8 protein-coding genes are annotated in these 14,572 nt (G+C 63.5%); 5 read left to right on the top strand and 3 right to left on the bottom strand.

Annotated features, from left to right (window positions below; all coding sequences use genetic code 11):
- Window positions 1–25 precede the first annotated feature (25 nt).
- Genes AC6RV7_RS01720 through AC6RV7_RS01710 form a run of 3 tightly spaced genes read left to right on the top strand, consistent with a single transcriptional unit; the run spans window position 26 to window position 4,224 of the window.
- The gene (locus tag AC6RV7_RS01720) at window positions 26–916 is read left to right on the top strand and encodes a DUF4861 family protein (RefSeq protein ID WP_500092166.1); all 891 of its coding nucleotides are present in this window, start codon (window positions 26–28) and stop codon (window positions 914–916) included.
- A gap of 32 nt (window positions 917–948) precedes the next feature.
- Window positions 949–2,127: a XylR family transcriptional regulator gene (locus AC6RV7_RS01715; protein ID WP_500092165.1), complete on the top strand. Its 1,179-nt coding sequence runs from the start codon at window positions 949–951 to the stop codon at window positions 2,125–2,127.
- A 24-nt stretch (window positions 2,128–2,151) separates the two neighbouring features.
- Window positions 2,152–4,224 carry a heparinase II/III domain-containing protein gene (locus tag AC6RV7_RS01710; protein ID WP_500092164.1) on the top strand — a complete coding sequence of 691 codons (2,073 nt, stop codon included), beginning with the start codon at window positions 2,152–2,154 and terminating at the stop codon, window positions 4,222–4,224.
- Window positions 4,225–4,359: 135 nt separating this feature from the next.
- Here the strand turns inward: AC6RV7_RS01710 and AC6RV7_RS01705 are convergent, their stop codons facing one another.
- The 3 genes from AC6RV7_RS01705 to AC6RV7_RS01695 all read right to left on the bottom strand — a co-directional run bounded on the left by AC6RV7_RS01705 (window position 4,360) and on the right by AC6RV7_RS01695 (window position 8,808).
- Window positions 4,360–5,823, bottom strand: a complete 1,464-nt coding sequence (locus AC6RV7_RS01705; protein WP_500092163.1) for an MFS transporter — start codon at window positions 5,821–5,823, stop codon at window positions 4,360–4,362.
- Window positions 5,824–6,191: 368 nt separating this feature from the next.
- Complete coding sequence (locus AC6RV7_RS01700; protein WP_500092162.1) at window positions 6,192–7,232, bottom strand: LacI family DNA-binding transcriptional regulator; 1,041 nt, start codon at window positions 7,230–7,232, stop codon at window positions 6,192–6,194.
- A gap of 82 nt (window positions 7,233–7,314) precedes the next feature.
- A complete protein-coding gene (locus AC6RV7_RS01695; RefSeq protein WP_500092161.1) occupies window positions 7,315–8,808 on the bottom strand; it encodes a glycoside hydrolase family 27 protein in 1,494 nt (497 codons plus the stop codon).
- Between the two features lie 881 nt (window positions 8,809–9,689).
- Here AC6RV7_RS01695 and AC6RV7_RS01690 point away from each other — a divergent pair.
- Together AC6RV7_RS01690 and AC6RV7_RS01685 are read left to right on the top strand one after the other, a co-directional pair.
- The gene (locus tag AC6RV7_RS01690) at window positions 9,690–12,506 is read left to right on the top strand and encodes a TonB-dependent siderophore receptor (protein WP_500092160.1); all 2,817 of its coding nucleotides are present in this window, start codon (window positions 9,690–9,692) and stop codon (window positions 12,504–12,506) included.
- Between the two features lie 187 nt (window positions 12,507–12,693).
- Entirely contained in the window at window positions 12,694–14,562 is a 1,869-nt protein-coding gene (locus AC6RV7_RS01685) for a heparinase II/III domain-containing protein (RefSeq protein WP_500092159.1), read from the top strand.
- Window positions 14,563–14,572 lie beyond the last annotated feature (10 nt).

Raw genomic sequence — 14,572 nt, 5'->3', positions numbered from 1 at the left:
ACCTGCGGAAGGGTTATATATTAATATGATCAAGCTCCCGATCCTCGGGCCGGCGCTCGCCCTGGCTTTGACGAGCCTCGTTTTTTCGGCCGTGGCGGCGGAGCCGGAAATCTCCACATTTTGCCGCTATGTGCCGGAGCGGGCGGACGATTTTGCGTGGGAAAACGATCGGGTGGCGTTCCGCGCTTACGGCCCGGCTTTGCGGAGCCAGACCGAGAACAGCGGGATCGACTGCTGGCTGAAACGGGTGAGCTATCCCATCATCGACCGCTGGTATGCTCAGGACGCGAAAGGACAGTCGTATCATCAGGACCATGGCGAAGGGCTGGATTGTTATCATGTCGGCTCGTCCGCGGGCGTGGGAGGAACCGGGCTGTGGTTGAAGGGAAAGCGGGAACCCCTGGAAACCTACGTGGGCCATCAGATATATGAAACCACGCGGGAGCGTTCACGGTTCAAGCTGACCTATGAACGCGCAATTGATGGCGTTATATATAAGGAAGAGAAGACCATCATCCTCGAGCTGGGCGAGCAGCTGTTTCGCGCGCATTCGGTCTTTTTCAGGGACGGACGGATCGCCGCTGGCTTGCCGGTTTGCGTGGGGGTGACGACGCATGACGGTCGGGCGTCGTCCTTCTTCAATCGGAGCCAAGGCTGGATTGCTTGTTGGGAGAAGTTCGACGACAGCGAGTTGGGAACCGCGGTCCGGATGGCTCCGGGCAACGTCCGTGAAATCAGGCGGATCGATGCCGCGCAGCCGGACGAAAGTCACATTCTCATCCTGGCCGTCACTGACGAGCGCGGGGCCATCGATTACGAGGGCGGGTTCGTTTGGACGAAGGCTGGGGCCCTGACCTGTCGTTCTGAATGGGAGGCTTATCTGGCCAGGCACCGGCGGTCTTCTCCGAGTGGCTGATGTGATCGTCTGGGCTCAGGCTCCTAAAATAAATGAACGGTCCCCGTCAGAAAAACGTCCTGCTGGCGCTATCCCGCTACTATCACGAGATCCATAGGGGGGCGGCGCGCTATGCGGCGCAGCATGGGTGGCATCTGAACTGCGAGATGGCGATCACGGGCCAGCTGCCCGCCGGCTGGAAAGGAGACGGCATTCTCACGTTGCTCGCAGATCGGAAGGATGTCGTCAGGCTGGTGCGCCAGGCGAAGATTCCCGTCGTCGATCTGGCGGTCGGCCGTCCGGACATCGAAGTTCCTCGGGTCACGGGCGACAATGCGGAGATGGCGCGACTGGCGGGCGCCCATTTTCTCGAGCGCGGTTTCAGAAATTTTGCGTGGTATTCGAGTGAAGTGGGGCCGGTGGCCGACATGCGGAGAGAGGTCTATTTCAAGACGGTCCACGCGCGCGCCGCCGTGAAGGAAGACTGGACTTTCCATTCCAAGGGGGCAGGCCGGGCGCGGCCCTGGATCCAACGCCTGAACTGGCTATCCCGCCGCTTACGGGCCGTGCCAAAGCCGGTGGCGGTGTTTGCCTTTCGCGACGCGGACGCGGTCGATGTGCTCGATGCGGCGTCGAGGGAAGGCTTCGATGTGCCCGGGGACGTTTCCATTCTCGGCGTGGGGAATAACGAAATCATCTGCGAGTCCGTGCGTATCCCCATCTCGAGTGTTAAGCACAACCTGACGGAGCTCGGCTACGAGGGAGCGGCGTTGCTGGACAAATTGATGGAAGGCGGGCGGCGGCCGGAGCGACCGCGCTTGATCGCGCCCCAAGGGATCCAGGTGCGGCGTAGCACGGATTCCCTCGCGGTCAGCGATCCCATCGTGCTCCGGGCGCTGCGTCTGTTTCGTGAAACGGCACGCGGAGCGATCAGCCCGAACGAGGTCGCGGCCGTGGTCGGCGTGCGACGCAAGGTCCTTGAAGCGGCATTCGTCGCGCAACTTGGCCATAGCATGAAGACGGAGTTGGCGAGAGCCCGCCTCGCGCGCGCCAAGTCGCTGTTGATGAGCACAGAGCACTCCGTGGCCGATGTGGCGGCGATGGCGGGTTTCAATACCCCACAATATTTCAACAACGTGTTTCGAAAAATATATAACGCGACGCCCAGGAAATATCGTTTGCAGCGGCGGGCTGGAGCGGCGTCGCCCGGAGTGGAGGCCTTGGAACGCTGAACCGCTCACCGCCGGAACCTCGCTATGTCATCCTCCGCCTGCCGACTCGCTGCCACCTTGGTGAAATTGTTCGCGCGGACGGCTTCAACGCGACGATGGTCGAGTGCGCGCCAGGTGTGGTTTGCGGCATGCGTGGTCGGGCTCGTGCCCCATGCGTCCGCGACGGAACCGTCGTTGCGCTTGGCCGACGTGGAAGCCGCGCTGCCGTTACAACCGGCGGGCGTGGGAGCGCCCATCGCTGACCGCGCCGCGTGGCAGTATGCAACGCGCTGGCCTTCGATTCAGCGTCAGGCCAGCGTAGCGCGCCGATTCCTTCGCGAACCGATTCCGATTTTGAATGACGCCGTGATCGCAGAGGGGCGCAAGAAAGAGGATCGGCAGATCTATGAAATTCCGATGCGCCTGCGGCTGGTCCGGCTCAACGCCTTCGTCATCGCGGAAGGCTTGGACAATAAAGGCGAGTTTATGCCCGCGATCGAGAAGGAGATGGCGGCGATCCTCGACGAACCCGGCTGGGTGGTCGGAGGCGCGTTGACCTCCGAGATCGGCACTCCGAAATGCACGCAGGTCGATCTCGTGACGGCGCCGCGCGCATGGAGCCTGGCCACGGCCGATTACTGGCTGGGCGACCGGCTGTCCTCGGCGCTGCGCCATCGGTTGCGCCAGCAGCTCGAAGAGCGGGTTTTTGCGCCTTATCTCGAGGATGCGGCGGCGGAGAAGAAGCGCTTTTTCTGGCTCGAGGCGAAAACCAACAACTGGGGGCCCGTGTGTCACGCGGGCGTGGTCGGCGCCGCGCTCGCGGTGGTCGACTCGCGCGAATACCGTGCGCGGATCGTCCAGGCGGCGGTCTCCCGGATGGACGGATATTTGAACGGCTGGTCGATGTCGCCGGACGGACTTTGCCTCGAAGGAGTGGGGTATTGGGATTATGGATTCGGGAATTATCTGCTGCTGGCTGAGACGCTGTGGCGGACGTCCGGCGGGAAAATCAATTTGTATGAAGGCGAACGCGTCCGGCAGGTGGCGATGGCGACGCGCCGTCTCGAGCTCAGTCATGGCACGTATCCGTCGTTTTCGGACTGCGCGATCTACATGCGGCCGAACGTCGCGCTGCTCTGGCTCGTGAAGGAGCGTTTCGGTCTTCGTGAACCGGGCTGGCCGGACGCCCCGGACGGAGCGGAGGGGTTGTTTCGCCCGGACTGGGCGTTTCAGGATTTCGCCGGCCGGCCCGATCCGAAGGAACTGGCGGGGTTCATGTTTGCCTTGCATCCGCTGGGCGACCGGCTCGCGGCCTACGGGATTTTCGCGTTTCCGTTTTCGCCGGGTGTGGCCAACGAAGGAAGAACGGCGCCGGCCGATCCGCTCCGGTCGATTTTCATCGATTCCGGGCTGGTGGTGGTGCGCGACCTGACGCGAGGCAAACCGGTGCTCAGCCTGGCCGTGAAGGGCGGCCACAACGGCGAGCCTCATGGTCATCACGATCAGGGCAGTTATGTGATCGCGGTGGACGGGTGGCCGTTGCTACTCGATCCCGGCGCCGAACTCTACACACCCGCTACTTTCGATCAGCGGCGGTATCGCAGCATGATGAACAACTCGCTCGGTCATCCGGTGCCGGTGGTGGCGGGAAAGCCGCAACTCGCGGGCGCGGCCGCACGAAGCGTCATGTCTCACGCGAGCGTCGGCGACGATCGCGAAGTGATCACCCTCGACCTGACAGCGTGCTACGATGTCCCGGAGCTGAAGAAGCTGACGCGCACGTTTTCGTTTTCTCGAAGCGAACAACGCATCGAGATCGTCGATGAAGCGGAGTTTTCGGAACCGCGTAGCTTCGGCACGGCGTTTGTCACCAACTCCACGTGGCGAGAGCGGACACCAGATGGGTTCACCGTCTCCGATCCCGGCGTCGCGCTCGAGGTGGTGGTGAAATCGGAGACGGGAGAATTGGAGGCAAGCACGCAGCCGGTCACCGCGCCGCAGCAGAAGCCGGGCATCGCGCCGGTGCGGCTGGGCTACACGTTACGCGAGCCGGCGCTGGTTGCGCGGATCAAAGCGACGGTCGCTGTGCGCGCCGGGCGCGCGGCGGACGGATCCTGAACACTGAGCTTAACCACAGAATACACGGCGTGCGCGGAAGGCCGACTCTTGTCCGCTTTTCCTCATTCTGTGCGTTCCGTGCATTCTGTGGTTAAAGTCCTGCACCTTGGCGAACTCCGGAAAAATGCGTCTTGCTTACGGCGCCTGCGGAGCGACGGCGCCGTCGGCAGGCAGGTCGGGAGCGTCGTCGCTCGCGAGGCCGCGGCGGCGGCGTGACTCGAGTTCGGCCGTGATGTCGGACATCGTGCGCTCATTCAGCGGATAGAAGATCAGCGTGGCGACCGCCAGAATGCCGAATGCGGCCGGAACGGTGCTCATCATATGAATCATGCCCTGCAGCGTTCCGGACGTCTGGGTTACGGCGTTGGGCACGAAACCCGTGAGACTCAGCATGTCGCCGGCGGCCTTCCCCGACACGGCCCAGGCGAATTTTTGCGTCATGGTGGAGGCGGAAAACACGAGGCCGGTCGCGCGCTGGCCGCTTTTCCACTCCCAGTAGTCGGCCGTGTCCGCATACATCGCCCAGAGCAGAACCGCGAGCGGGCCCGCGACGATCGAGCCGACGATCTGGAGACCGTATAAAAACAGCAGCTCGTCACGCGGCATGATATAGTAACCGAGTTGGAGCACAGCGCTGCCGAGCAGACAGACCGTAAAGGTCGTTTTCTTTCCGACCCGTCGCGCGAGCCAGGTGGTGAGCAACACGCCGATCAGCGAGCCGATCGCCCCGAGGCCGAGATAGCCGGCCACGGTCGTTTCGTAGCCCTGGCGATGGGTGCCGAAGAACGGCAGGGTCAGATCCTGTTCGCCGATGTAATATTTGACGTAATACGCCGCGATGGTGTCGCGCGTGGCGCAAAAGAGCACGAAGCCGACGGTGGTGAGCGAGAGGATGAGCCACGGGCGGTTGGTCACCAGATTCAGGAGGTCGCGTCGCAGGGGCGTGCGTTGGCCCTGGGGCGGGCGCACGCGTTCGCGCGTGCCGAAGAACGCGATCAGAAAGCACGCGATCGCGATCAGACCGTAGCAGACGAATGTCAGCTGATAACCGCGCTGCAGATTCGCACCGTCGTCGCCGAGCCATTTGGTGAGCAGGGGCAGCGTCGCCTTGACGAACAATCCGGCGCCGAACGCAAAAAAGAATTTATAGGATGCGACGCTCGTGCGCTCGATGGAGTTGGGCGTGATCACGCCGAGCATCGAGTTATACGGGATGTTGATCGCCGTATAGAGCACCATCAGGAGATTGTAAGTGATCCACGCCCACAGCACCTTGTTCGTGGCGTCGAAATCCGGCGTCGTGAAGCACAGCGCGCCGGCGATGGCGAACGGCACGCAGATCCACAACAGGTAAGGCCGGAAATTGCCCCAGCGCGTGCGCGTGCGATCGGACAGCGCGCCGATCATCGGATCGTTCACGCCGTCGAAGATTCGGCTCCAAAGCAGGATGGACCCCGCGACGCGCGCCTCGATCCCGAACACGTCGGTGTAGAAGATCAGCAGGAAGTTCGAGAACGTGGTCCAGTAGATGCACGAGGCGAAATCGCCGAAGCCGAACGCAATCTTCTCTCGGACGCGCAAGCGGTGCGGGGTGGTCATGGATGGGGCAGCGGGAACGCGCCCGACGCGCCAAAACGAGGTGCGGTGGCGTGGGCCGTGCTTGTTCCTCGGAGCCGGCATGAAGACAGCGGCCAAGGCCTCGTCAACTGAAATAAGGCATATGCTAAGTCACGCACGGCCGCGACGATCGCCGGCGGATAACTAAGATCTCAAACGGTTATTAGGCGTCAGAGGCGACCTCGCCCCGAAGCATAATTATTTTATGATAAATCAAAACAACTATCTTCATCTTCGCGTGGGATCCGGCGCAGCGAAGGAGCAATAACGGCAGAAACGCGGGCCCCAGCCATCGAGTGCGGTTTCGCGTGTCGGGTGGACGGATCAGCGGCGGCACGCCGTCGGCGGCGTCAGAGCGCGGCGGTCGAGCCGCGTTCGATCAGTGTGGCCGGAATTTGATACGTGCGGGGTGCGCCGGAGAGCAGACCGGCGCTGCGCTCGAGTTCGATCTGCGCTGCCTGTCGCCCGATCGCATAGCCGTCCTGGCGCACCGTGGTGAGCGGCGGCGACAGGACGGCGGAAAAGTTGAGATCGGCGACGCCCACGACGCTCAGGCGTCCGGGAATGCTCCATTTCAGCTCCGCGGCGGCCTTGTAGACGCTTTTCGCCATCCGGTCGGTGCCGGCGATGACGGCGGTGATCTCGGGCTTTTGCCGCAACGCCGCTGCGATCATGGTGGCGATCTCGGGCATTTCGTTCGGCTCGAGCGGTTCGAGCGGAACGCGCAGCTCGTGGCCGACGCCGCCCGAGACTTTCGCCAGTTCGTCTTTCAGAGCCGTGGCGCGCTTGTCGGCCCAGCCGAGTCCTTGCGGTCCGGATACGATCAGGATCTGGCGGTGATTCAGTCGCGTGAGGTGGTTTACCAGCAGTTCCGCGATCTGCCGTTCGTCGCTGCCGACCGAATCCGCCGCCCCTTGCGCGGCGGTGTGATCGATGATGACGAGCGGAATGTTGCGCGTTTGAAACTCGTGCAGGTGGCTCGCGTAGAGATCGGCGAAATTCGGCGAGAGGATGACGCCGTCGACCCAGCGGCTGAGCAACCGGCGGATCTGCTCGCAGCCGTATTCCTCGTTGTTGGGCCGGTCGTTGTTCCAGAGGAAGAGCGGGAGGTGGTGGGCTTCGATCAGGCGATCGTGCACGCCGTAGCAGACGTCCCGCCAATAGGAATCGTAGGGCTGCACCAGCACGCCCACGGTCCGGCTCTTGCCGCTCCGGATGCTGTGAACGAGCTCGTTGGGCTGATAACCCATGCGCCGGGCGACCGCGAGGACCTTGGCCTGGGTGGCTTCGGACGGGCCGGAGCCGCCGCGAAGAACGAGCGACACGGTTGCGCGGGAGAGGCCGGTCGCTTTGGCAATGGCGGTCTGATTGGGGCGTTTTGGTTTTGCCATGGGCGCGGACCAGTCGGGGAAAGCAGATGGGCGAGGTTTGAGCAAGAACGCAGGGATCGGATCCGGTTGAATCGGGGTAGTTTTAGCGGAGGCGAAGCAGCACGACGCCATGTGACGGCACCTGGGCCGCAAAACCATCGGGTGCCGGCTCCAGCTCGGCGTGCTGCCACAAATCGCGCAGCGTGGCGGGCGGGCCGGCGAGTCCCACGTCGGACCATGAGAACGACGCGCGTTTTTCGACCTCTGAGCGGTTGAACACGCCCAGGGCTTGGCCGCCGTCGCTGAGCGGCTTCATCCAGAGCTCGATGCCGTCGCGGGCGAGCACGCGATGGGCCGCGCGGCCGAGAGGATCCTGATCGATCGCGATGGCTTCGCGGTTCGAGAGGATCTCGAGCGTCTCGGCGGACATGTTGCGCAGGTCGTTCCCCGCGATCAGCGGCGCGGCGAGCAGGCACCACAGGCTGAAGTGGGTGCGGTATTCGGTCGTGGTCATCCCGCCGTTGCCGACTTCGAGCATGTCGGGATCGTTCCAGTAGCCCGGCCGCGCGTAGGAGGTGAGATCGGCCTGGCCGAAACCGATGGCCGACACCGTGTCCCAATCGTCGCGGATATCGTCGGTGGTGCGCCACAGGTTGGCGCCGGTGAGCGGAGCCCAAGTGGCGGGGGTATCGCCCGCTCGGATACCGGGATTGATGCTGTAGACGATCGGCCGGCCGGATCGCTGCAGCGCTGCGCCCATTTTCTGGAACGCGGCGCGAACCTCGTCCGGGCGGTAGACGCGCGTGCCACTGCACCAGTCGTATTTGAGATAGTCGATGCCCCATTCGGCGAACGTCTGCGCATCCTGTTCTTCATGGCCGTAGCTGCCTTCGAAACCGCCGCAGGTGACCGGGCCGGGGGTGGAATAGAGTCCGAGTTTCAGGCCGCGCGCGTGAACGTAGTCGGCGAGTGCCTTCATGTCCGGAAATTTCGAGTTGGGCACGAGCCGGCCCTGCGCATCGCGCCCGCCTTCCCAGCAATCGTCGATGTTGATGTAAACGTAACCCGCGGCGGCGAGGCCGGAACTCACCAGGGCATCCGCGGCCTCCCGCACAATCCGGTCGTCGATGCGATCGGCGAAGTGATTCCAGCTGTTCCAGCCCATGGGCGGTGTGCGGGCGAGGCCGTTCCACGGCAGGTCTTCCAGGGGAGGCGGGGGAAGGCGCGGAGGCGGGGCGAGCTCGGTCTCCGGGACGCGGATGGCGTCCGCTTCCTCCGTCCGGTTGCCGCCATAGATGAAGGTGATGTGCAGGCGGTCGGGTCCGACGCGGCGAACGCGATAAGCGGTGTTCCAGTCGACACTGAAAAGGCCCACGTCGCCCTCGACGCGCGGCTTGCGCAACGGCAGGTCCACGGCGCCGTTGATGACGACCTTGCCGTCGAGCGCGGCGCCATCCTGCCGCAGCAGGAAGTAGGTGTGCAGCGTGACATCTCCGCGTCGCGGGAGATCGACCCGCCATGCGCCGCTCAGATCGTCCGCTCGCGCCGGCAGGACGAGCAGGCAGAGGAGAAAACAAAGAAGGAACGATGGATTCATGGGGTGGCGGGTGGCGCGCTGCAGGTTGGCTCCACGACGAGCAGACCGGTTCGCTCCGCTGGCTGGCGCATTGGGCGATGCGAGGACTCAGGCGAACGACGTTTATTAGTCAATGATAAATAGGGCGCCGATTGCCTGCCAGAAGGTCGAGGGTGATGTCGTGGAGGCGATGCCTTGATCTATTCCGCCTGCGATTTTGTCCGATAAATGTATAAAGCTTTATGAATAAGAATGAAACGAGACGGCAGTGTTGCGGTCATTGAGGGAGAATATGCTGATCGTTCACTTCATTGGGCAACGAGGTTTCTTTCCTGGGCAATTGCTGACACCCACTTGGACTGATTTATTTTATGATAAATAATATTGACGCGCGCGTTGGGTAGAGTTTTTACCTTGGCCGCTTCCCCAAGGCCGTGCCCGGCCGGCTCGTCCGATTTTCCCACCCCTTTTCTCATGTTACGGGCTCTGCGCCCCCGCTCGTTCTCTTTCGCGTGGATCGGTCAATGGACCGACCTCGATCCCTCCCCATTTGCGTCCCTTCCGGATGTCAGTGCGCGTTTCTGCAGGAGCGTGCCTGGCATTTGGGAGGGATCTGTTGACCGCCCAACCCCCCGTTCGTGCTACCGACTGAACTCAAACAACGAATGAACTCCCAAGACTTCCGCGGAGCTGCCGGTGCGGCTCCGTCGCCACAAACCCCCGCGCGGGGCACTCCCGGTGCCGCGTTTGCTTCGCCTTCCTCGGTTCGCTTTCGGCAGCTGCTGTCGCTTTCGCTCGGCGGCTGCCTTTCGGCAGCTTTCGCTCTGGGTCTTCGCGCGCAATCGGCCGATGCGTCCGCCTCGGCGTCTTCGGACGGTGTGACGGTGTTGTCCCCGTTCACGGTGAGCAGCGAAAAAGACAAAGGCTATCGCGCCACGAATTCCGTGGCCGGCACCCGGCTCAGCACGGCCATCAAGGACGTGCCGATGTCGATCGAGGTGATCACGAGCGATTTCATCCGTGACACCGGCTCGACGAGCTTGCGTGAGGCGCTGCGCTACTCCAGCGGCATCGTCCTGAGCTCGCAGCAGGACGGCTTGGTGGATCCCAATTCGCTCGACAACCGCAGCAATGCTGGCGCCAACGATCCGCGCGGTGTCGACCGCGACCCGAACGGCACCACATTGAAAATCCGCGGCTTCGTGGTCGATCAGGTCTTGCGCGACGGTTTCCGGCGCCAGGCGAGTTCCGACTCAGTGAACATCGACCGCGTCGAGGTCGTGCGCGGTCCGTCGGCGCTCCTTTATGGCGTCGGCAATTTCGGCGGCGTGGTCAACTACCTGCCCAAAGAGCCGAAGCTGAAGCCCGCCTATTCGGTGGAATTCGGCGCGGGTAACTGGGGCTATCTGCGCGGCGCGCTGGATTTCACGGGGCCGCTCGGAGCCAGCGATAATCGCTGGCAGGCGGCGTATCGCCTGACGGCGGCCGCGCAGGAACGCGGCGACGGCACGCAGTATTTCAACCAGAAGTCGTGGCTCGTCTCCCCGGTGTTCAGCTTCCGGCCGTTTCCCAACACCTTCGTCAAGGTCGACGTGGAGGTCGGCGCGACGAACCAGAGCGGCATGGGCTTTCAGAACGTGCGTTCGCGCGTCGGCGGCTCCGGCGCGCAGCAGCGTCGCTCGAATTTCATCACGACGGTGCTCGGCACGGGCATTGACGCCCGCACGTTCCGCTGGTCGGGGCCGGACACGTATACGAACGCGCCGTTGCGCAATTTCGCCCTCACGGTCGAGCAGAAGATCACCGACGACCTGATCGTGCGGGTCGGCGCGCAAACCGGCCGCACGGAACGCGAGAGCCTGAACATTTTTGCCGGCACGGTGGTCGCCGGGGCGGGCACGTTCACGGGCAACCGGGCCACCGATGCGATGCGCCTGGCGCTGCTCGGCTCGCCCGTGCCGCTGCCGATCTCGCTGCCCGGCGAGGAGCTCAACATCGACCGCGACGGCCAGGCGCTCACCACGCCGAACGCCGTTCTTCGGTATCAGTGGTCCAACTACTTCGAAAACGAGGACCGCGACCAGATCCGCGCCGAAGTGGTCTATGGCTTCAAGCTCCTCGGCGATCACAAGCTCCTGGCGGGCTACCAATACCAGGGCCGCAATCGCGAGTCGTGGGACTATTCGCCCCTCGCTGCGGGCGACGCGCGCGATCGTTTCAATTTTCACAATCCGATGGATTTCACGCCCATCCGTTTCGGCCGTCAGGGCGACGGCATGCCGGACGTGCAGATGGTGTCGAACCGCTGGGACAAGGGCGTGACCTGGGATTCGGGTTTCTACGGCATCTACCAGGGGCGGTTCTGGAAGGATCGCATCACCTTCATTGGCGGCGTGCGCCACGATCGTTCCGATCAGCGCAACTACTCGCGCAATTTCCAGGGCAACGGCGCGCTCGTGGTCGCCGACCGCTCGGCGGCGCGGCCCGACGCGCCGTCCGCGACGAGCCCGCAGTATGGTCTCAACATCGCCCTGACCGACGAGGTTTCGGTCTACGCGCTGCATTCCGAAGGGCTCGTGCCGCAGTATTTCATCAAGGACGGACTCGGCCGTCCGTTCGATCCGACGAAGGCCGAAAACAATGAAGTCGGCGCGAAGTTCGATCTGCTCAACGGCCGGCTGTCCGGCACGGTCGGTGTATTCAAGATCGAACGACAGGGCACGCCGCGGAACATCTGGTGGGCGCCTTCGCCGATGAACGGCGTGCAATACAACCCGGCGCTCCCGCGCGCCTATCGCGTCGGCGGTTCGCCGAGCTCGCCCGCTTTCATCGCCACCTATCAGAACCAGGCGTGGTGGCAGCAGGTGGTCGGCACGCGCAATCTCGCGACGCAGCAGGTGCTCGTGAATACCGACACGGAGGCGGGCAAGACCTTCATGCGCGCGGCATTCGACTGGGCCGAGAAACATCCCGGCGATTTCCCCGCGGCGTTCATGTTCAGCGGCAACGGCACGACCGGCGTGTTCGGCGACGGCACGGCCGGCGTCGTCAACACCCCCGGCGTGAACGCCAACGCGAATGTGCAGATCGACGACCAGGCGACCGGCTGGGACACGCAGTGGATCCTCAGTCTGAAGGATAACTGGCAGATCGTCGCGAGCTACGCTAACACGCGCACGAAGGTGACCTCCGGCTACAATTACGTGAAGGCGCCGATCGACGACGAGTTCGCCATGTGGAAGTTTCCCTGGGTGGGCTGGGGCACCGTGGTCGGCATCCCTGCGAGCGAGGCGTTCGACGATCCCACCGATTCCTCCACCTACAAGGGCATCGGCACCGGGCTGGGCGAGAGCCTCGACGACACGCCGAAGCACACGGTGACGCTCTGGACGAAATACATCTTCACGAACGACCGGCTCAAGGGCTGGGCGATCGGCGGCGGCGGCCAATACATGTCGAAGCGGCCGTATGTCACCGGCTTCACCATCGACGGCACGTCGATCGTCGTCCGCGACGAAAACGGCCTGCCCAAGCCGCTCAAGCTGTATACAGCGGAGCAATACCTGTTTTCGACGATGATCGAATACCGCACGAAGTTCGGTAAATACGACACGCGTTTCGCGCTGAACGTGGACAATATCCTGAACGACACAAAGCTCTATGGATACCTCTACGCTCCGGGCCGCAGCTATCGGTTCAGCATCAGCACGAACTTCTAAACGAAACGACTCGACCTCGTGAGTCAGGACCGGGCGGCGAAGCGTGAACCGCTTTCGCCGCCCGTTTTTTTTCTCCATGCGACTTCATCTCCTTCCGTTTCGATTCGCACCGTTTCGAGCTTCGCTTCGCTTGTCGTTTTTCGCGGAGGTTGCCGCAAGGCTTCGGCTGAGCCGGCTCGCGCTTCTCTTGTTCGGCGCGCTCTCTGGTATTCTCACCGCAGAGGCCGCGACGACGACGCCGCCGGCGCCGGTGACGGCCGCGCTGTTTACAAAACTCGGGCCGCATCCTCGTTTGTTTGCCGATGCGGCCCGGTGGGAGGCGCTGCGGGCGCAGATCGCGAGCGAGCCGATCTCGGCCGAACTCGCCGCGGCGGTCATCACGCGCGCCGAGCACATGCTGACGTTGCCTCCGATGGTTTATCAAAAAACCGGACGCCGGATGCTGCGCCCGGTTCGTGAAGGCCTCTCGCGGATCCTCGCCTTGAGCATGGCGGCTCGACTCACACTGGACGCCCGCTACAGCGATCGCGCAATCGCCGAGATGCGAATCGCGGCCGCGCTGCCGGATTGGAATCCGTCGCATTTTCTCGATACCGCGGAAATGACCTTCGCGCTCGCCGTTGGCTCCGACTGGTTGTTCGACCGGCTCGCGCCGGAGGATCGGTCCCGATTCGAGCAAGCCATCATCGAAAAAGGTTTGAAGGCGTCCTATCCGGAAGGTCCCGCACCGGGTTGGATCGATGCGAACAACAACTGGACGCAGGTGTGTCACGCCGGCCTGGTGGCGGGCGCGATTGCGACCGGAACGCTCGAGCCGGAGCTTTCCGCCCGCGTGCTGCAGCGAGCCCTCGACAACCTGCCGGGCGCGGCTCGTTTCGGTTACGCGCCGGACGGGGCGTATCCGGAAGGTCCGTCCTATTGGACGTATGGCACGACTTATCATGTCATCCTGGCCGATATGTTGAGTCACGCGTTCGGCTCCACGTTGGGGACGGATGCTTATCCCGGATTTCTCGCGACGGCGTACTATCCGGATCAGATGACTTCGCCGTCCGGACAGCTTTTCAACTATGCCGACGGCGAGGAACGCCGCGGCTTTGCGCCGGCGTTGTTCTGGTTTGCGCGCCGGCTGCGGGACGGCTCCGTGGTGAAATACGAAGTCGAACATCTTGCGACCACGCTCGAACGCGTGCACCAGGGGCGTGACGAGCAAGCGGCGCGATTTTCCACGCTCGCTTTGCTGTGGTGGGATCCGGCCGTCGGACTGGCCGCCCCGGCGAGCGCGCCGTCACGGCCGCTGAGCTGGTTGGGCCGCGGACGAATTCCGGTGTCGGTTCACCGCTCGTCGTGGACCGATCCGCGGGCGCTTTTCGTCGGCATCAAAGGCGGCCTCATCGATGCCTCGCATGCGCACATGGATCTCGGCTCGTTCGTGCTGGACGCGCGTGGCGTGCGGTGGGCGGTCGATCCGGGCTGGCAGGACTACGCCGGTTTAGAACAGCGGGGACTCGATTTGTGGTCCTACCGGCAGGATGCCGACCGCTGGAAAGTTTTCCGGCTGGGTCCGGAAGCACACAACATTCTGCGTTTTGACGGAGGGCCGCAGGAGGTCGGCGCGAATGTGCCAATCGCCGACTTCGCCGCCCGCGCCTCCGACCGGCACACGACGGTGGATCTCTCGTCCGCCTATCGCGGTTCGGTGTCGGCGGTCCGCCGCACGGTGAAACTCGAAGGCAACGAACGAATCGAAATCTCGGATACATGGACGACCGGCGACAAACCGGTCGACGTGGCGTGGCAGTGGCTGACGCGAGCCGAAGTGACGATCACGTCCGCGGGCGCGACGCTGAAGGAAAACGGCGAGACGCTTTTCCTGCGGGTCGTCGCGCCCGCGGCGGGGTGGTCGATCACGGTGGAAGATACCAAGGATCTTTTGCGTTCCTATGACGAACCTAACCCCGGATTGCGGCGCTTGGTGCTGCAGGTGCGGAGCGAGGCCGGCAGCGAGGGACAAATCGTGGTGAGCGCCGAGCCGGGTTCGCGGCTCACGCCCTGAGCGGGCGGAG

It is taken from the genome of Opitutus sp. sgz309028 (genome assembly GCF_059821195.1).
This window is presented reverse-complemented; position numbering and strand designations above follow the sequence as displayed.

Excerpts from the sequence above, each read along its gene's own strand:
- AC6RV7_RS01700 (WP_500092162.1), bottom strand. The coding sequence starts at position 7,232 with ATGGCAAAACCAAAACGCCCCAATCAGACCGCCATTGCCAAAGCGACC.
- AC6RV7_RS01710 (WP_500092164.1), top strand. The coding sequence starts at position 2,152 with ATGTCATCCTCCGCCTGCCGACTCGCTGCCACCTTGGTGAAATTGTTC.
- AC6RV7_RS01705 (WP_500092163.1), bottom strand. The coding sequence starts at position 5,823 with ATGACCACCCCGCACCGCTTGCGCGTCCGAGAGAAGATTGCGTTCGGC.
- AC6RV7_RS01715 (WP_500092165.1), top strand. The coding sequence starts at position 949 with ATGAACGGTCCCCGTCAGAAAAACGTCCTGCTGGCGCTATCCCGCTAC.
- AC6RV7_RS01695 (WP_500092161.1), bottom strand. The coding sequence starts at position 8,808 with ATGAATCCATCGTTCCTTCTTTGTTTTCTCCTCTGCCTGCTCGTCCTG.
- AC6RV7_RS01720 (WP_500092166.1), top strand. The coding sequence starts at position 26 with ATGATCAAGCTCCCGATCCTCGGGCCGGCGCTCGCCCTGGCTTTGACG.